Here is an 18415-nt window from a genome sequence, read left to right on the forward strand (position 1 = left end):
TCAAAACTCTCCTGAGTTCTAAAAGGCGGATTCAACTTTTAAAATTCCCTCATTTTCATTTATTAAAAAATCTTTGATTATTCTAAAGGAGATATTTTGGTCAAAAAGTAGTGACATGGGTTGACCTATGCATATTTCAACTTTTGCTCTCTATCCGCAGCATAGGCTAAACAGGCCTTTATGTGATCCAAGTTAAGTTCTGGAAAATCAGCCAAAATATCTTCCATACTCATTCCCGAAGCCATCCAGCCTAGCACATCAGATACACTTATTCGTGTGCCTTTGATGCAGGGTCTGCCAAATCGGATGTTTGGGTCGATGCTGATATACTCCGTATAATTCATAGCTTTAATTTACGTATGTTTTTTGGATTGGTCTGAATTATCATCCCAAGTCCAATCGTTTTCCGGATCTGTGAGAAATTCCTCATCCTCAAAAACATCAGGAATCAAAAGCTTATCTTCACCGGCTTCATGTATTTTCTTAAAAGCCTCCGCCCAGCCTTTCCGTGGTTGATTTTCTTTCTTTTCGTTCATGATCTCTATTTCAAAACTCCCTCCAAAAACTTCCGTACATCCTTAGTTAGCGCATCAAAATCCTCCTGACGATTGTACATCATGTGGCCTGCTTCGTAGTAGGTCATTTGAATCCGCTCTTGTGGAAAATCATGCCGTGCAAAGGTGAATTCTGCATCAAAAAACGGAGTAATCAGATCATAATAGCCATTGGCAACCAATACTTTCATTTGAGTATTTCGGTGCATGACCTCGCTGAGCGAGCGTGCCGTGCTCACATAGCTCGGCTCATAATATGCACCTTCCGGCACAGGTTTCCAGTTCCAACTTCCACCCATTCCGGATGCAGAGGAAAGGTAAGGTCGATCCATCTTTACTTTCAAATCCCGCATTAAGTAATCGTTGAAAACAGCGGTATAGGCAGCACTTGTCATGTAGTCACTCGGATCGCCGAGCACCGGACCTTCGGATAATTTGTCTGTTTCCAAAGCCAAAAAACGTCCATCCAATGTTCCAATGGCTTTTCCTTCGGCTCGCAATAATTCCTTTTTGAACCGGTGCATCAGGATCTGATTATCGGATTGGAGGATGTATTTTTTATCCAAACCTGTGAAATAGGCGAGTCTCTCAGCTGTAGCTTCTTTCTGGGCTTGCGTTTGCTTATCACCTAAGAAAAGGGAGGACAAATACTCACTGTATGCAAAATCTCTGGCTTCCTTTGCGAAAGCTTCAATCGTCTTGCCCTGCCCAGCTTTCCCGTGGTACCAAGCTGTCACGGCCTGTGAAGGCAGGTAAGTGAAGAATGACGTGAGGTTATCTGCCCAACTTGATGAACCTGCATAGTCCAAGGCTTGGGAGATCAGGATGATGCCGTTCAGAGCCATGTTTTGTCCCCCACCTTCGAGTACCTCGGCAACTTTTGCGGCGCGTGTGGTGCCAAAACTTTCTCCAGCCAAAAACTTAGGCGCTTGCCATCTTCCGTTTTGCGTTACCCAAATCCGCATAAATTGAGCAATTGATGCTGCATCTTCGTTTAGCCCCCAGAAATCAGAAGTCTTCCCAATACCTTCAATCTGGCTGAAACCGGTTCCGATCGGATCGATAAACACCAAGTCCGTCAGATCCAACAAGGCCTGATTATTTTCCACAAACCGATAAGGCGCAGCACCATCATCTTGCTTCGCCTCGGAGTCAATTTTTACAACTTTAGGTCCAAAGAAACCCATGTGAAGCCAAACTGAAGCCGAACCCGGACCTCCATTGAAAACAAACATTACCGGTCTTCTTGAAGAGTCCACACCTTCTCTGACATAAGAAGTAGACCACATGGCTCCGGTGACTTCACCTTTGGAGTTTTTGAGAAAAGTCTCCCCTACAATCGATTTGAAGGTTATTTTCTGCCCGTTGAAAGTCCCTGAATGACTTGACTCGAACTTTTGAGGATCACGGGGAATCCACTTGGCCTCGGCTTTTTCTTCTTGAGAAAAGGAAGAAATGGCTATCAAAAATGCGACAACAAAGAACAGGTATTTTTTCATTTTATTGGTGGTGTTATGAATTAGGATCAATGAAATTGAGCCTGCCTGTTTACCGCAGGTATGACTCAAACGTCACCCGGGGACGATTGTAAACAATCAGGCTAGGGTAGACGTCGTCAAAGAAAAACAAAATATTATAAAAATGCGGGGCAACAATGGGTAATGGCTGCTTACGGACCCAAGAATTGGTTGGAAGTTTCAATTGGGGGCGTTTTCGGCTATGAAAAATCCGAGCAGGATAACACTGCTTTTTCCTACGCCTTACCCCTCGTTCAGGGTAAATTTTTGTTCAGGGAATATGAATCAGGAAAAGGGCCGGGATTTGGAGCGGTGGTAGGAAGTTTTTTCCCGACCGGCAAGGGTGCTTTCAAGCCGGAAGGATTTGGAACTTTTGCCTTTGCCACCATCACCCAATGCTTTGGTGAGAATGAGGATGTACTTATCCATGCAAATGTGGGTGGAAATTATTTGCATATAGATCAATCCGGAGATCTTTTGGGTACTTGGGGCTTTGGTTCGCAGGTACGGGTGTTTAAAGGGATGCATTTAGTCGGTGAAATATTTTCGGGAGATCCTTATGTTCCCGGAGCAGGAGTTTCCTATCAGGTAGGATACCGCTATTTTTTCAGTGATCTGCTTCAAATAGACATGACCGTCGGAGAGGGAATGGGAGGGGCTCAACCCTTGCCTTTTTGGTTTAGTGCGGGAGTAAGGATTGTTACGGAAAGGTTTTTGACCCTTAAAAAGCGGGGCTCTTAAAACCATCTCTGTATTTCTATAATCAATCTTTGAACATCAGCGACGTTTTCTGCGGGAGTCTGAGGGAACAAAACAATCGCTCACAGACCTGCCTGCCGCAGGCTGGTGGCTCAGATGAACACAGATTCTATAATAATTTACCTGTGTTAATCTGTGCAATCTGTGAGAAAAACCGTTCTGTTAAAAGCTGGAATTCACTCAATCTGATAACATCAGCGACTTTTTCTTTGCTAATCTGCAGGAAACCCTGAAAACCTAAATTTTTAGATTAGATTTTTTTGATTTAGGATTTAGTTTTTATTTTAGAGATAGATAGCTTACAAATAAATCCAATTTTCCATGAGAACATGTCTTTTAGTGCTATATGTGGGACTCTTTTTTACCTCATGTTCTAAACCATATGAGGTTTTTGACATTATTGTTCCTGAAATAAATACAGAATACGATTCATTATTTTTTCAAGAATTGATAACTGGAAAAGTTTTGGGGAAAGTACCTCTGAATTCCTCTCAGAAAAGTTTTTCCTTCCCTATTGAAGGACAACTACTTGCAAGCATTCAGGTGAAAGGAAGTGACAAATCTTACTTAACTATCCTTGGTCCGGGAGTATCCAAAAGCCTGAAACTTAGCGGGGACTTTTTTGTGACAGAAGAATCACCGGCAGATTCAATGGCCAATGTTATTTGGCATTCTACCAATGAAATGTTCTCCCGCTATGCAGGATTGATTTTTAGGGTTGGCGATCCTGAATCGGTCAAAGAAAAGTTTGATAGCTTAATCAATGCCAGAGACAAGGTCATAAAGCACCTTGAACCAAGAATCAGTGATTCAGAGAAAGCACTACTCAACTATCAAAACCAAGCTAGGGCGTACAATTTCTTGATGTATTATGGGAGAATTGTTAAAGGGTTTGAGGCACAAGACCCCTATTTCGATTTTATCAAAAAGATCAATTTTTTCGATTCAGAAGCAAAATCTTTACCGGATATGCTCCTATTCAAATATGAGATTGAGTTATTGAGAGAACAGGATTCCATTCAAGATATCCAAACTTTTCTTGGGGAAATCGAAAAAAAGACCGAAAACCTTGATTTACAAAATTTCTTGAAGGCATACTATATCCAGTCAGTTATTGAACATCCATCCTATTGGAGACCTCATGAGCAATTGTTTACATCCGACAAAATTACCGAAGCACTTGAAGGAGAGAAATCCAATCCTTATTCATTCTTGATTAACAGAGCTTCAGATTCCTTTTTCTCCTCCATGTCTGGTGTTGAAGCATTTAATTTTAAAGCAAAAAAGTCGGACAATTCTGATTTTGATCTGTCCGACCTCAAAGGTAAGGTTATTCTTATTGATGCTTGGGCAACCTGGTGTGGACCCTGTGTAAAACACCGCCCAAATATTTTAGCTATTGCTGCCAAATACCAAAATGACCCCCGCGTTGCGGTTTTAATGGTTTCAGTAGATTCTGAACTTGATCGATGGAAAAATTTCGTGTCCCGAACCAACCCTCAGGGTGTTGGAATTGAGGTCAATATCCCAAATGGAATAAATGATATTTTTGGAGATAAGTATTTGGTCAAAGCAATCCCAAAGTATTTTTTGATTGATCCTAGGGGAATTATTATAAGTTCCGATTTGCCAGATCCTTCTCTTGGAATGGAAAAAATGATTGAATTCGAGCTTGAAAAAATGTAAATACTCAATGCTTCAGCCTACAGCCTCGGCAAAGTAATAACTTAATAATAAAGCAAAGTTTATCACTAAAATTTATCGTGTAATTGTGTGTTTCAAAATTTCCACTGATATCATTTTCAAATGTGTTTTATCTTTTGAAGAAAGAAATTCTACAGTTTTCAGTTATTCAAAATACCAGGAAGCCACTGGAGTACTAAATATCATCAGAAATGGATTAAGTCTTCATTTTATCAATTCAGATTCAGCTCACAGACCTGCCTGCCGCAGGCTGGTGGCTCAGATGACCACAGATTCTTCAATAATTTATCTGTGAAATCTGTGAGAAAAATCCTTTCCCTTGAAAAGCTGGAATTCACTCAATCTGCGTCCATCAGCGACTTTTTCTGCATGATCTGCGGGAACTAAAAAAAATCCCTCACAGATGACCCGAATGACCACAGATTCTTCAATAATTTATCTGTGCTCATTTGCGCCATCTGTGAGAAATAAACGCCTTAAAACTTCAAACTCAATCCCAGCAGAAAATTCGTCCCTGCCTGTGGATAGTAGAAGTTTTCAGTCACCAGTTCCCTTCCGGTATTTCCCGGCACGAAATAGCTGAAGGTATAGCCGTTCGGCTCATACATCTCATTGAAGATATTGTTGATCAACAGGTTTATCTCCAATCCCTTGAAGAATCTGGGTTGCGCAGCATAGCTGATTCTCAGATCATTGGTAAAGAACGCATCCAAGGCCCTTCCTTCATTTACTGTATTGTCAAGAAACTGCCGGCCCACGTACTTGCTCATCCAATTGAGCGAAAGATTCTTGGTTGGCTTGAACTCGATGATGGCCGAACCGACCACATTTGGTGAAAAGGCAATGTCGGTGTCTTTGTATGTAATGGATTCCTGACGAAAATCCGTCACACTGTAATCGTCAATGTACTCGGTGAATTCCCTGATTTTGTTCTGGCTGAAAGCAATATTCCCTCCAAAGGTCCAAGCTTTTGAAAGTTGGAAAGTTCCATCCAATTCAATCCCTGCACGGTAGGAAGATGCCACATTTTCACGGATATAGGCTCCCACGTCATTGATCTGTCCGGTCAGGATCAGTTGATCGGTATAATCCATGAAGTAGAAATTGGCATTATAGCTCAATCGGCCTGCTTTGGCACGAACACCCGCTTCGATATTATTTAGCTTTTCCGCTCTCGGCACTTCGGTGATCGGGTTGTCTGTGAAATCCCTTCGAGTAGGTTCCCGATTGGCCACTGCATAACTCGCGTACCAGGTTTGACCCCCTTTTTCATAAGAAAATCCAAACTTCGGATTGAAAAAGGCGAAGTCCTCCTGCCCATCCAGGACCCGTCGGTCATTATTTATTCCCTGAAAAGAATAATTGATCCCACGGACTTGAAGATCTCCGAATAGATTCAAGCCGGGCTTGATCTCGTAGGTGGCTTTTGCATAGACATTTCGGTCGTCCTTGATGGCATTGTTGTCATAATACCGGTCACGGATATTGGTTATGCCTGCCACTCTGGACCAGATGATCTCTCCAAAATGGTCTCCATCATACCGGTTGGCACCTCCGCCCAGGATGATATCCAATTTTCCGTCGGTTGAGAAATAATTCACCGAGCCCACAAAGCCGTAGAAATCATTGTCCAACCAGCGTCTTCGAATAATGTCCGTGCGGGAAATTACTTCGTTGCCGATTACGACATTCGGCAATCCGTAGCGCGAAAGCCGGTCATTTTTTCTAAACTGCTCATAATAGCCCCGTCCATAGGTGTAATGCAAGGCAAGATTGGTTTTCCAGTTTGAGGCTACTTTCCCGGTGTAGATCAGTTGGTAGTGATCCTGTTGATAATTATCCGTTTCGTTGTCGTATGTGTAGAAATTTGCTGTACGGTCCGTTTTCAAAAGCGATTCAGGCAATCCATTCCAGGATTGATAGGTTTGCTCTTTTCCGGAGAAAGCAATCAACTTGATCACACTTTTTTCTCCATAATATCCTCCGGACACAAACCAACTACTCAGGTCCGAAAAAGCACGGTCAACGTAGCCATCGGAGGTGATTTTGGAAAGCCGTGCATCGACCGCAAAGCGGTTGTTGAGCAAGCCGGTCCCAGCTTTTACCATATGCCTAAACGTATTGAATGAACCGAAACCATTGTCAACCTGTGCGTAGGCTTCGTCCTGACGCGTGTCTGTCTGAAAATTCAGGCTCGCGCCAAAAGCTGCCGCCCCGTTGGTAGAGGTGCCGACACCGCGCTGAATTTGTACGTTTTCGACCGAACTCGCAAAATCTGGCATATTCACCCAAAACACACCATGAGATTCGGCATCATTCATTGGAATGCCGTTCACAGTGGCGTTGATTCGAGTTTGATCCGAGCCACGTATGCGAAGTCCGGTGTAGCCGACTCCAGCACCTGCATCCGAAAAACTCACTACGGAAGGGGTAAAATTCAGTAAGATGGGAATGTCCTGACCTAAATTCCGTTTGGCGATTTCTGACTTATCCACATTGGTGAAAGTAGTCGGAGTGATCCCGGAGGCCCGGGTTGAGGAAACAATAAATTCTTCAGTTAAAAAGTCTTTGCCCTGCAATCTAATCTCCAGATCCCCGGAAAACGGTAGCGTAACCAATCTCCTGAAAGTTTCAAATCCCAGATAAGATACCCGCAATTCTACCCCGCCATCGGGTAATTTAGAGATGATAAACTTCCCGGTTTCATCTGTCACGGCACCTTTTCCAAGGTTCTCTGTCCATACCGATGCACCAATCAGCGGTTCCCCGCTCTGCGCATCCACTACTCTTCCGCTCAGGCTGTTTTGTGCCCAAGCTGAAACTGCGGCAAAGCATAGCACCAAGCCAAATACTAATTTTTTCATGATAATTCTTCCCTTTCGGGTCATTGAGTGAAACATTAGAAAACCCAAGGGAGGTCTTCCGTGATAGTTTACCCGGTTTGCAAAATGAATACAATCAACAGTCCCGAAGGGTACCGCTTCGGCAATTTGATTGACACATTCATTCTACTTTTCTCATTTCCCTTCGCCGGCATTACCCGGATCAGGTCGTATGGGTATGATCTCAGCCCGTTTTGTTAAGGCACCCCTTATGATCTCTACAAATGTACAAGCGAAAAGTTGGTATCTGCAAAATCCATTGAAAATTTCCGCATTTGGGTTTGTGTAGGTCTTGCAGTTTCAGTTTAAATATGCAACTTTGTTGCATAAATGGAACGAATCTCTCTCAAAAACCCCGACCTTTTAGGTGTTGCAGCCAGTTTGCTTTGCCTGATTCATTGTGTACTCACCCCATTTTTGTTTTTGTCCAGTGTGTTGATCGTCATTTCTCCCCACGGCAATGAAGAAGATATATCACTTTTCTGGAAAGCACTGGAAATGGTATTTTTGATTCTCTCCTTTTGGTCAGTGCGTCAGGCCACACGGCAAAGCCTACATGCATGGATAGGCTATGGATTATACATTGCGTGGTCAATACTTGCCATCACAGTCATACTTGAATTGGTCGATGTCCATTTTCTTGGCGACTATCTGAAGTATATCGCGGTAATTGTCCTGATCATTCTTCACCTTTATAATAATTTCACAAAGCACCTTTTCCATAAATCCCCTTAGAAATTCGATTCTGTTCATGAGTTCCTCCCGCATTCCAGTACACCTGATCACCGGATTTTTGGGATCAGGCAAAACCACATTTCTCAATCACTTCATCCGTAATTTTCCCGGAGAACGGGTAGTGGTGATCGAAAATGAAGTGGGGAAAGTGAACATTGACGGGGGGCTGTTGTCCAAAGAGACCTTTCAAGTGGAGGAATTGACCGCGGGATGCCTTTGCTGCTCACTCAACACCGAATTGATCGATGTGCTGGAACGCATCCACACCCAACGGGATAAGATCGACCGATTGATTATAGAAACCACAGGTATTGCAGATCCGGAGCCTGTATTACTGCCATTTTTCAGTCATCCTGCTGTGGAAGCTGCATTTGAACTGATCCATACCATCTGCCTGGTCGATGCCGAAAACATCGAGGATTGGATCATAGAAACAGAAGAGGCCAAGAAACAAATAGCTGTAGCCGATGTGATTTTGATCAATAAGTCAGATCTTGTTCAGCAAGATTATCTCAATTTGCTGACACTGGAAATTCGATCAATCAATCCCATGGCTCGGGTTTGGACAGGAAGTCAGGGTCGGTTTGAAGTCGACCCTATCCTAGAAGTTATTCCTCACCGAGAGGAGACCGCAGCGCGGTATTTTCCCAAGGTGGAAGCTGCTTCTGCCGCCAACAAACATGGCATGAGCACCTTCACGCTTATCTTTGACACACCTTTCCAGCTGCAGTCCCTGAGCAATGAACTTTGGAAACTCCTGGTCATCAATGCCCATCAGATTTATCGAGTGAAGGGGATTATTTATGCCAACTCCTATCCGGTTCCTGTGATATTGCAGTCTGTCAAAAATCAGTTGGTGATGACCGACGGTGAACCTGATGCTGATGGCATTCCCGGTCAAAGTAAAATTGTCTTTATCGGGAAAAATCTTAAAAAAGAGGCAATTCAACGAATTTTTTCCAGACACCTAATTCAAGGGTAATTGATATCTTTAGCGCATGATGTCAAGCGCATCATCCTCAACCTAAAAACCCATCCTTAACCATGCGTCTGTACAAACTCAACTCCGGAACACTGTTAGAATCTGAAAATGGAATTTTTCTCGGCCCAGAACTCGATTGGGATCAATTGCTTGGAAGAGAACATTTGCCAAAGCTTTTAAAGTCAGAGGCGACACATTGGGAGAAGATTTCATTTGAAAAATCCGAAGAATTGAAAGAAGAAGGCCTCCTCGCACCCATGGGTAATCAGGAAGTATGGGCTGCCGGAGTGACCTATTACCGCAGCCGAACTGCAAGAATGGAAGAATCTCAGGATGCGGGTGGGGCTGATTTTTACGACAAAGTATATGCGGCTGACCGTCCTGAATTATTTTTCAAAGCCACTGCAAGCCGGGTTTCCAATCCCGGCGAAACGGTCAATATCCGTAAAGACTCCACTTGGGATGTACCAGAACCTGAGTTGACTTTGTTGATTTCCCCTTCGGGAAAAGTACAGGGATTCACGGTAGGCAATGACATGAGCAGTCGAAGCATTGAAGGCGAAAACCCACTCTATTTGCCGCAGGCGAAAGTGTATCAGGGCTGTGCGGCAATCGGTCCCTGCATTTTGATTCAGGAGGAAATGCTTCCTGATTCTACCAAAATCAACCTTGAAATCCATCGAAATGGCCAAGTCGAAGCCGCTGGAGAAACGGATCTGGCCCAAATGAAGCGTAAACCTCAGGAATTGGCTGATTGGCTTTTTCGGTCAAATTCCTTTCCGATTGGATGCTTGATGATGACTGGTACAGGGATCGTGCCGGATAATTTTACTTTACATGCCGGAGATGTGGTGAAAATCACAATTGAAGGAATCGGGACCTTGGAGAATAAGGTTGGGAAGATCTGATATGGCTCTCTTTTACCAAAAACTCCTTCATCTCCCAAGTTTTCCCCAAGGATATCATCTGATCACTGATCAAATCGAAAAAGCCATTCCCGAAATCCGGGAGATCCGGATCGGGTTTTTACAGGTTTTTTTACAGCATACCTCTGCTGGGCTTTGCATCAATGAAAATGCCGATCCGACGGTGAGAAAGGATTTCCTGACTTTCGTAAATGAATTAATTCCAGAGACTTATCCACGATTTATCCACAGCTATGAAGGGACAGACGATATGCCTGCGCATATCAAAAGCGCATTTTTTGGTGTAAGCCTTCAAATTCCGATTTCCGGTGGAAAACTTGCCTTGGGAATTTGGCAGGGAATTTACCTCTGCGAATTCCGTCACCAGGGGGGCAATAGGAATCTGATTGTTACCGCAATGGGGACAAAATAATGCCTTAAAAAAGGCGCTTTACCATTGGTAAAATTCCTTGTTTGGAATACTTCTGCAAGGTTACTTTTGCGGGCGATCCACCGAACATGAGACCTTTAAAAGGAATAGTAGTTTTATTCAGCTTCTTTTTTTCTTTCTACGCAGCTGCACAGGCTCAATCTGAGTCAAATGCGTTCGCTTTTAAACTGAAAGAACCAATTACTTTGGATGGTCAGCTGGATGAGGAAATTTGGACAAACGCTGAGGGTTGGAATGGTAATTTCAAGCAATACTTTCCCTCAGATACTTCTTATTCCAAAATCCAAACCCGGATAAAAATCGCCTTTGATGACCATAATCTGTACATCGCTGCAGTAATGGAAAATCTTGGTCCCAGAAAATACGTCTCGACCTCCTTGCGTCGGGATTTTAGAGGAGAGCAAAATGATGCAATTGTTCTCGTTTTGGACACATTCAATGATAAGACCAATGCATTTTCATTTGGGATCAATCCCTACGGAGTACAGCGAGAGGGGCTTATTTCCAATGGAGGCAATACATCCAAGGATCTTAGTTTAGCTTGGGACAACAAGTGGTATTCAGAGGCGGTAATCTTTGAAAACCACTGGCAGGCAGAAATGATCATTCCCTTGTCAACGATACGCTTCAATGACGGAACTCAAAACTGGAATGTAAATTTCTATCGAATTGACAGTGAATATGGAGAAAGAAGCACTTGGACACCGATTCCAAGGAATGTTCCGATTATTTCCACCGCATTTAGCCGAAAGTTGATTTTCGAAGAACCGATTAAAAAGAATTCTGCCAATATTTCGATTATCCCCTACACTGCTGCCAGAACTTCCAGCAACTTCCTTGAGGGGACTTCAGAAAGGCTTACACCTGCAGTTGGCGGAGATGCAAAAATAGGAATAGGTCCCGCACTCAATCTGGATTTGACTTTCAATCCTGATTTCTCCCAAGTGGAAGTCGATCAACAAGTGACGAATCTGGATCGGTTTGAGATCTTTTTCCCTGAGCGAAGACAGTTTTTCCTTGAGAATGCAGATCTGTTTGACAGTTTTGGTCAACCTAGGTCCAGACCATTTTTCTCCAGAAGGATAGGTGTAGACATTGATTCTGCCACAGGACAAAATATCCAGAGTAAAATCATTTATGGCGCGCGTCTTAGCGGGAAAGTCAATGAAGACTGGCGAATAGGGGCGATGAACATGCAGACTGCTACGGATGAACAGGCGGGAGCCCAGGGGAAGAATTTTACTGTTCTTGCCCTTCAAAAGAAGGTGTTTACCCGATCCAACATCGGGTTGATTTACGTGGACAGAGAATCCTTGGCGTTGGATGAGTTTCAGCAGCTCTTTGACCCCGCAGCCTTCAATCGACTGTTGGGTGTGGATTACAACCTGAACTCTGCAGATGGAAAATGGACTGGAAAGGTTTATTACCACCGGACTTTTGAATCCAGCAAAAAAGAATCGCCTTATTCTTTTAATGCCTACATGCTCTTTACAGACATCCATTGGAATTGGAGCTTTAGCTATCAGGATATCGGCCAGAATTTTAATCCGGCAGTTGGTTTTGTGCCAAGAGTAAACTTCAAACGGATAAATCCTGATGTGTCTTATCTATTCTATCCTAAGTCAAGATTGATCAATCGTCACGGGCCAAAACTTGAATTTGAAGCCTACTGGAATGAGGAAATTGGTCAGACAGATCGTGACATCAATCCGGGATATTTAATCCGCTTCAATTCGCTTTCCGAACTTCAGATTACCCAGCGAAATCGGTATATCTATCTGTTCAGGGACTTTGACCCGACCCGGACCGGAGGAGATCGACTCCTTGCGGGTACCGATTACACGAACAAAACCATTCAGGTGGAATACAAAAGCAATCCGAGAAATGTGTTCAACATCAACCTTGATGCAGAGACCGGACAATATTACACCGGCAATTTCTCCAGATTTACCAGTGAAATGGGCGTGAGAATGGGCTATTTGGCCAATATTTCCATGAATTTCAACTATGCAAGAATTCGCCTCCCAAAACCTCAGAATGATGCCGATCTAATTCTGGTAGGGCCACGGATAGATCTGACTTTTAGCAAAAAAGTATTCTGGACGACCTTTATCCAATACAACAATCAGATCGATAACCTCAATATCAACACCCGTTTGCAGTGGAGATATGCTCCGGTTTCGGACTTCTTCCTAGTCTACACGGACAATTATTTTCCTGGAGACTTTTTACCCAAGCAGCGTTCTTTGGTGCTGAAATTGAATTATTGGTTGAATATTTAAGAGGCTCAAACCCCCATTTCTCTAGTAAGTTTTCGGATCAATTTATTTCCCTTTTTGTAGCCATTCCAAATCGCCTGTACCTGCCCGTTGGGATTGATCAGTACATAAGTAGGAAAAATAGAAACCTCAAATAATGAAGTTGCCAAGCCATTGGGATCCCAAAGATTTGCCCAAGTGATCTGATTTTTGTGTTCTGTTTGATCATTAAGCCAAGTAGTTTTCTTGGGATCTTTCCAAATGCTCACAAGTTGAACTTGATCTCCCATTTCCTCATGAATTTTTTTCAGCTCAGGTAACGCTTTCAAACAGTAGACACATCCGGTAAAAGAAAACTCCAATAGCGTATACCCGCCTTTTTGATCATGAAGCGAAAAGTCGGTACCAGCTTGACTTTCTAAAGTGAAATCTGGAGCCGGCTGTCCGATTTTAGCACGTACACTTTGATTCAAGGTTAAGTAAGTCACCATTTCGTCAAAGTACCAAGACTCCTGAAGACTTGAAGGCACTTTTTTGATCAAATCAACCAATTCCTCATCCTTAAACTGGGACTTGAATTCATTGAGTTTGTCCAGTCCTACGAGTTTATCCACATGCTTTGCAATCAATTCCTTCTTGACATCCCCTATAGCAGCATCGATTTCATTTGCAATCAATGTGAAGGGATGCGCAGGGAAAACCTGCCATGAAGATTCGTCATTTACTTTTCCTGTAAGCCGGTATTCTCCTTCTTCCAGCCAAAAAGTTTTTCGCTGATTGATCTTACCGGAATTGGAGATGTAATACATGTTCAACTTTTTGGGACCAGGGGAATCATCCTCATTTGTGAAAAAATAATTCTCTCCAGAAAGGTTAAGAAATTTCTCTCCATGCTCTATGTACAAAAAACGATTCCCGGCAAAATTTGGCTCTAAGGCACTAATGACTTTAGTGGATTGAGCATGAAGGGAAAGCGGTAAAAGAAACGCAATTAGATATAGTGAATATCTCATAGCAAGATATTTTCACTATATACTTAATCAATCTATGTAGGGTTACAGTTCATTTTACTTTTTAGATCCAATCCATTGAAAATTTGCTAATTAACTCTCCGTTACGAAAAAAACCCAAAACCCATTTTTGCCTTCAATCATTGGTTTTCTAGCTTTCTATTTCTAAAATCCGATATAAGTTGAATGTCTTTTCTGGAAAGATCTTCCCATCGCTTATTCCCCGAACAATAATTTGTTTGAAAGTAAGGGAAACCATTTTTGGTTTTGGCAACAACGAGATAGTTAAATAAAGGCTGAAAATTGATTAAACAATAAGTTTCTCCATATCCATATTCTATTTCAATTAAAGATGATTGAGGCTTTCCACTGATCACTTCATCAATCGTAAAAGTTGCCACATACCTGTAGCCCAGACTAGGAAAATACTCCGTTCGCTTATTGATTACATGCCCTTTAAAAATCAAATCAGCATCGGTCATTTGACGGATACTAAGGTCAGCAAAGGGATCGCAACTACATTCAGAAGCATTCCCAATTGTGTGATTCAAAAAAAGAAATAGCAATAAAAGGTATATTCTCATTTACTCACCTCCACTCTTACCTTTTTCCCTGTCATCAAAATCCTTCTATATCCATCCTTGGTATCTGAACTGACCTCTTTTCCCAGAATTTTTACTTTGGTATAGGACTCGGGAATCTCAATCGAAATCCCCCATTTGGATTGGCTTTGCTCCACTTCGATGCTACGAACACCAGACTTATCCACATAGCTGAGGCTGATTAAGTTATCTCCGATCTGTACTTTTTGAATCGATGCTTCTTCCCAAGTGCTTGGCATTTGAGGGCGTATATAAATTACTTTATTTCCCGCGTCAGGCCGGATTCCGAAAAACTGCGTGACAATCGGAACCGCATAACTGTACATATTCCAAGCCTGAGTGAACATCCCATAATCAGGGGAAACTTCATAAATAGACCCCGGTAATGCAAAACCAAAACTCCGCGTCATCCGCTTGAGGTAATCCAATGCCCCGTCCGGATTGCCGTAGTTATTTTCTCCGATGGCTGATACTCCCGTCGGTAAAGTCATCACAGCACCGGTGTAGCTGAACATTTTACTTCCGGTAAAAGCCCCGTCTTCGTTTTCTGCACTTTCATCCCGGTCAATTCCAGTGACAAAAACCCCAAAAGGATTGGTGTATTTTCTTCCCGTTTCCAAAGCGATTTTGGCTTTTTCAGGATCTGCAACTCCTGTTTCCATCGGCGTATTCACGACCCAATTGTGATAAAGGACAAATCCTTGTTTCTGATCCTTTGGCAATGTGGATAACTTAGCTTTTGTAGCCTGTAATTCTGCCACTGCCCAGGGTTTATTCAGTGTATCCGCCCGGATAATTGCTCCCTCGATGAGGTGAAGCGCATCCTCAGCGGTTCCGATAAAATCCGCATAACTCCCAAATTTGGCTACCCAAAAGTCTGCATTGATCTTTTCTGCCAAGGCAGCTGCCGTCTGTTGATAACTTTTCACCAATTCGTTTTTTCCGAGGATTTCAGCCATTTTCGCCGCATCTGCAAAAGCCTTTTGACTGTAAACGGCCACATCAATCATCTCCGATTCCAAGCCGTGGATTTCCATCATGCCATAGCCATCTGCCAGCAGATTTCCGTCCTTGTCATTGACGGAAAGGAGCCAATTCAATCCCTTTTCGATGGAAGGAAAATACTTTTCCAGCAATTCCCGATCTCCTGTCCATCGGTAAACTTCCCAAACGGTCGAGGCCCACTGTGGCGTTTCATTGATATTTCCGGGGTTGAACACCGCGCCATTTGTGCTGACTTCATGGACGATGCGACCGTTTCCGTTTGCCTTTTCTGAGAGATTGTGGATAAGTTCGATTGTGGAATAAACCAAGTCTTTTCTACCTGTGGTGATTAATCCTTGGATGGTGTATTCACTATCCACTCCAAAAAACCAGGGATAATCCTGCAGTCCGGCTCCAAATCCCCTTCCCATTCCCGGAACATCACGAACCAGCCAATCCGTATTGTATTTGACCCATTCAAAAGCCTTCTGAAGTTCTTTGTCAGGAATGGTGATTTGGGCGGATTGCTCAAGGGTTTTATAGCGATTCCTTTTGGCGGTCCAATCCTCCTGTAAATTGTTCCGAAGATCAGCTAAGGTTTCCATAGCCTTTATTTCACTTTCTGTGGATCCGGAAATGTAAATAGGAATGATCTGCTCCGTCGAAGCAGGAAGCATAAGCTCTATGCCAAAGCCTGCATTCGTGCCTTTTCCTTTTGGAGACATTGAACATTTAGCCTTTTCTGAGGGGCTCAAGACTAATCCTTCGGCGCTGCCCCAGACCACATACCAGTCATTGCCCTGATCTTTACCTGTAAATGTGTTCGTCTGCTCATCAAAAGTAATTTCGTCCGGATTGTCCAACATTCCAGTTCGCTCACCAAGCCAAACCGGCATCAGATCTACATAGGCATTGAAATCAAACCTCAGCTTTTTTTCAGAGTTATCCACATTTTTTACTTTGAAAAGAATGACCATTCCTTCTTTCCCGTCAGGCACAAAGTGCAATCGCTCAACTTCAATTCCTGCCTCCGAAATGGGAAATTTCAAGACGTTCGAAAAAGGATAATTCGTAAAGGATTCAGCATTGTTCAGGCAAAATGTCTGTTCATTAATGCCTACGGAAGCAGTAAATCCATCCATCAACTTAATCGGATGCAGCCATATTCCTCCCATTTCTCCATCCAAATGCCAGCCTAAATCAGGAAAAGTTCCGTCTTGGTGTCCAATTAAATAAACTCGATCCCCTGCTGCCGTAAATGGGGATGCTAAATATTCCTTTTTACCCGAAAGCCCGTCTGTTGAATCCAAATCTGAAAACACAAACTGTTCCGGTGAGGGCCCTGTACAAGCCAGAAAAGCCGAAAGAGATATTAGGATGATGGAATTTAGAAATCGCATAAGGCAGTCATTTGATTGTGAAAATTATGGCTTTTGTTCAGACTTTTCCGCTGTAATTCGAAATCATCCAAAATTTCTCTCAATTCAGCAATCCAAAAAACGCGAATCAATATCCACAAATCAGGGATGAAACGAAGTAAAACAAGCATGTGAAATTGAGTTTATAAAAATCCTTAAAAAGCCAAAACACTTCCAGTAAACTCCCTGTTTCAAGGAATATGAGGCATAATCGAGTGATAGTATGGTTTCGAAACGATCTGCGAATCGCAGATAACGAAACGCTTACCAAAGCTATACAATCTGCCAATGAGGTTGTTCCTGTTTATTGTTTTGATCCCAGGATGTGGATGAAAACAGAATTGGGGCTGTCAAAAACAGGAGGTGTCAGAACGGGATTTCTCATCGAGTCGGTGAAAAGTCTTAAAGAAACCTTTCAAAAAATAGGGGGAGACTTAATAATTCTTCAGGGAAAGCCTGAAGAAGAGGTAATCAGCTTCGCTGAAAATATTGGAGCAACTGCAATCTTTTTCTCTCAGGAAATTACTTCAGAAGAAAAAAGTGTGGATAAGTCTCTTGATAGTGCAGCCTTCGCAAAAGGGATAAGCACAGAAAGTTATTGGCAGGGTACGCTTTATCATATTGACGACCTTCCATTTCCTGTCAATCAGACTCCTGAAGTGTTTACTCACTACAGAAAGAACGTTGAAAAAATGGCGAAAATCCGGGCACCATGGCCCTCGCCATCAAAAATCAATTATCCCAGCGAGGCAGTAAACTTCCATTCGGAGTCGCTTCCTTCGCTGCATACATATGGACTGGAGAAACCCGAATCGGATTCTAAATCGTGGATGGAGGTTGAAGGTGGAGAGCAATCCGGCCTCGGGCGACTTCGGTCCTATATTTGGGAAAAAGACCTGTTGAAGGTGTACAAAGAAACCCGAAATGGGTTGATCGGGATGGATTTCAGCTCCAAGTTTTCGCCATGGCTGGCATTGGGCTGTATTTCTCCCCGGTCTATCTATGAGGAGGTCAAGCGCTACGAGAAAGAACGGAAGAAGAATGACAGTACCTACTGGTTGATCTTTGAATTAATTTGGAGGGACTATTTTCGATTTATTGCCAAAAAGCACGGTGACAAAATATTCAATATCCATGGCATCAAAAACCAAGAGGACTCCTGGAGTAGGGATAGGTCTCAATTTGAGGCTTGGGCTGAGGGGATGACAGGAGTTCCTTTTGTGGATGCCAATATGCGTGAACTGAATGCTACAGGATTTATGTCAAATAGGGGTCGGCAGATAGTTGCAAGTTTTTTGGTAAATGATCTGGGTATTGACTGGACATGGGGCGCGAGCTACTTCGAAAGTCAATTGATCGATTATGATGTCTGCTCCAACTGGGGTAATTGGATGTATGTAGGAGGAGTTGGCAATGATCCTCGGGAAAATCGTTACTTCAATATCCTTCGTCAAGCCAAAAATTACGACCGAAACGGAGATTATGTCCGAATCTGGATTCCTGAATTACAGGCAATTAAAGGATTTGACATTCATCAACCTTGGGACTTATCCACATCCCAGCTTCGAATCCTGAAAATTCAATTGGGCCATACTTATCCACAGCCTTTGCGAAAGATTCCGACTTTGGAAAAAGCATATTAATCAAACCAAAA

15 protein-coding genes and 1 riboswitch are annotated in these 18415 nt (G+C 42.9%); of the genes, 8 read left to right on the top strand and 7 right to left on the bottom strand.

Features of this window, described 5'->3' with window-relative positions:
* Positions 1-125: 125 nt before the first annotated feature.
* The 3 genes from Q8M62_RS12110 to Q8M62_RS12120 are packed head-to-tail and all read right to left on the bottom strand — an operon-like array spanning position 126 to position 2053.
* Positions 126-344: a DUF433 domain-containing protein gene (locus tag Q8M62_RS12110; protein ID WP_304901496.1), complete on the bottom strand. Its 219-nt coding sequence runs from the start codon at positions 342-344 to the stop codon at positions 126-128.
* A gap of 9 nt (positions 345-353) precedes the next feature.
* Complete coding sequence (locus tag Q8M62_RS12115) at positions 354-536, bottom strand: hypothetical protein (protein WP_304901497.1); 183 nt, start codon at positions 534-536, stop codon at positions 354-356.
* A gap of 5 nt (positions 537-541) precedes the next feature.
* On the bottom strand, positions 542-2053 hold the full coding sequence (locus tag Q8M62_RS12120; RefSeq protein WP_304901498.1) for a S10 family peptidase: 1512 nt from the start codon (positions 2051-2053) through the stop codon (positions 542-544).
* 162 nt (positions 2054-2215) lie between these two features.
* Between Q8M62_RS12120 and Q8M62_RS12125 the strand changes: the two genes are divergently transcribed.
* The gene (locus Q8M62_RS12125) at positions 2216-2812 is read left to right on the top strand and encodes a hypothetical protein (protein ID WP_304901499.1); all 597 of its coding nucleotides are present in this window, start codon (positions 2216-2218) and stop codon (positions 2810-2812) included.
* Between the two features lie 339 nt (positions 2813-3151).
* Positions 3152-4516: a TlpA disulfide reductase family protein gene (locus tag Q8M62_RS12130; protein WP_304901500.1), complete on the top strand. Its 1365-nt coding sequence runs from the start codon at positions 3152-3154 to the stop codon at positions 4514-4516.
* A 494-nt stretch (positions 4517-5010) separates the two neighbouring features.
* Here Q8M62_RS12130 and Q8M62_RS12135 read toward each other — a convergent pair whose 3' ends face one another.
* Positions 5011-7398, bottom strand: coding sequence for a TonB-dependent receptor (locus Q8M62_RS12135; RefSeq protein WP_304901501.1), 2388 nt, complete (start codon positions 7396-7398; stop codon positions 5011-5013).
* A 141-nt stretch (positions 7399-7539) separates the two neighbouring features.
* Positions 7540-7636, bottom strand: a riboswitch (TPP riboswitch).
* Positions 7637-7746: 110 nt separating this feature from the next.
* On the opposite strand from Q8M62_RS12135, the gene Q8M62_RS12140 reads away from it, so the two are divergent.
* From Q8M62_RS12140 to Q8M62_RS12160, 5 genes are all read left to right on the top strand, one after another.
* Positions 7747-8151: a MerC domain-containing protein gene (locus Q8M62_RS12140; RefSeq protein ID WP_304901502.1), complete on the top strand. Its 405-nt coding sequence runs from the start codon at positions 7747-7749 to the stop codon at positions 8149-8151.
* Positions 8152-8167: 16 nt separating this feature from the next.
* Positions 8168-9133, top strand: coding sequence for a GTP-binding protein (locus Q8M62_RS12145; RefSeq protein ID WP_304901503.1), 966 nt, complete (start codon positions 8168-8170; stop codon positions 9131-9133).
* Positions 9134-9195: 62 nt separating this feature from the next.
* A complete protein-coding gene (locus Q8M62_RS12150; protein WP_304901504.1) occupies positions 9196-10041 on the top strand; it encodes a fumarylacetoacetate hydrolase family protein in 846 nt (281 codons plus the stop codon).
* Between the two features lies 1 nt (position 10042).
* Complete coding sequence (locus Q8M62_RS12155; RefSeq protein WP_304901505.1) at positions 10043-10471, top strand: secondary thiamine-phosphate synthase enzyme YjbQ; 429 nt, start codon at positions 10043-10045, stop codon at positions 10469-10471.
* 86 nt (positions 10472-10557) lie between these two features.
* On the top strand, positions 10558-12771 hold the full coding sequence (locus Q8M62_RS12160) for a DUF5916 domain-containing protein (protein ID WP_304901506.1): 2214 nt from the start codon (positions 10558-10560) through the stop codon (positions 12769-12771).
* A 5-nt stretch (positions 12772-12776) separates the two neighbouring features.
* On the opposite strand, the gene Q8M62_RS12165 is transcribed toward Q8M62_RS12160, so the two are convergent.
* From Q8M62_RS12165 to Q8M62_RS12175, 3 genes are all read right to left on the bottom strand, one after another.
* Positions 12777-13760 (bottom strand): TlpA disulfide reductase family protein, encoded by a 984-nt coding sequence (locus Q8M62_RS12165; RefSeq protein WP_304901507.1) that lies wholly within the window; start codon positions 13758-13760, stop codon positions 12777-12779.
* A 137-nt stretch (positions 13761-13897) separates the two neighbouring features.
* Entirely contained in the window at positions 13898-14239 is a 342-nt protein-coding gene (locus Q8M62_RS12170) for a hypothetical protein (RefSeq protein WP_304901508.1), read from the bottom strand.
* A gap of 98 nt (positions 14240-14337) precedes the next feature.
* Positions 14338-16743, bottom strand: a complete 2406-nt coding sequence (locus Q8M62_RS12175) for a glycogen debranching protein (protein WP_304901509.1) — start codon at positions 16741-16743, stop codon at positions 14338-14340.
* Between the two features lie 218 nt (positions 16744-16961).
* Between Q8M62_RS12175 and Q8M62_RS12180 the strand changes: the two genes are divergently transcribed.
* Complete coding sequence (locus Q8M62_RS12180) at positions 16962-18404, top strand: DASH family cryptochrome (RefSeq protein ID WP_304901510.1); 1443 nt, start codon at positions 16962-16964, stop codon at positions 18402-18404.
* Positions 18405-18415: the final 11 nt, after the last annotated feature.

This window comes from Algoriphagus sp. (genome assembly GCF_030694375.1).
Lineage (GTDB): Bacteria > Bacteroidota > Bacteroidia > Cytophagales > Cyclobacteriaceae > Algoriphagus.

Excerpts from the sequence above, each read along its gene's own strand:
- Q8M62_RS12110 (WP_304901496.1), bottom strand. The coding sequence starts at position 344 with ATGAATTATACGGAGTATATCAGCATCGACCCAAACATCCGATTTGGC.
- Q8M62_RS12115 (WP_304901497.1), bottom strand. The coding sequence starts at position 536 with ATGAACGAAAAGAAAGAAAATCAACCACGGAAAGGCTGGGCGGAGGCT.
- Q8M62_RS12120 (WP_304901498.1), bottom strand. The coding sequence starts at position 2,053 with ATGAAAAAATACCTGTTCTTTGTTGTCGCATTTTTGATAGCCATTTCT.
- Q8M62_RS12125 (WP_304901499.1), top strand. The coding sequence starts at position 2,216 with ATGGCTGCTTACGGACCCAAGAATTGGTTGGAAGTTTCAATTGGGGGC.
- Q8M62_RS12130 (WP_304901500.1), top strand. The coding sequence starts at position 3,152 with ATGAGAACATGTCTTTTAGTGCTATATGTGGGACTCTTTTTTACCTCA.
- Q8M62_RS12135 (WP_304901501.1), bottom strand. The coding sequence starts at position 7,398 with ATGAAAAAATTAGTATTTGGCTTGGTGCTATGCTTTGCCGCAGTTTCA.
- Q8M62_RS12140 (WP_304901502.1), top strand. The coding sequence starts at position 7,747 with ATGGAACGAATCTCTCTCAAAAACCCCGACCTTTTAGGTGTTGCAGCC.
- Q8M62_RS12145 (WP_304901503.1), top strand. The coding sequence starts at position 8,168 with ATGAGTTCCTCCCGCATTCCAGTACACCTGATCACCGGATTTTTGGGA.
- Q8M62_RS12150 (WP_304901504.1), top strand. The coding sequence starts at position 9,196 with ATGCGTCTGTACAAACTCAACTCCGGAACACTGTTAGAATCTGAAAAT.
- Q8M62_RS12155 (WP_304901505.1), top strand. The coding sequence starts at position 10,043 with ATGGCTCTCTTTTACCAAAAACTCCTTCATCTCCCAAGTTTTCCCCAA.
- Q8M62_RS12160 (WP_304901506.1), top strand. The coding sequence starts at position 10,558 with ATGAGACCTTTAAAAGGAATAGTAGTTTTATTCAGCTTCTTTTTTTCT.
- Q8M62_RS12165 (WP_304901507.1), bottom strand. The coding sequence starts at position 13,760 with ATGAGATATTCACTATATCTAATTGCGTTTCTTTTACCGCTTTCCCTT.
- Q8M62_RS12170 (WP_304901508.1), bottom strand. The coding sequence starts at position 14,239 with ATGACCGATGCTGATTTGATTTTTAAAGGGCATGTAATCAATAAGCGA.
- Q8M62_RS12175 (WP_304901509.1), bottom strand. The coding sequence starts at position 16,743 with ATGCGATTTCTAAATTCCATCATCCTAATATCTCTTTCGGCTTTTCTG.
- Q8M62_RS12180 (WP_304901510.1), top strand. The coding sequence starts at position 16,962 with ATGAGGCATAATCGAGTGATAGTATGGTTTCGAAACGATCTGCGAATC.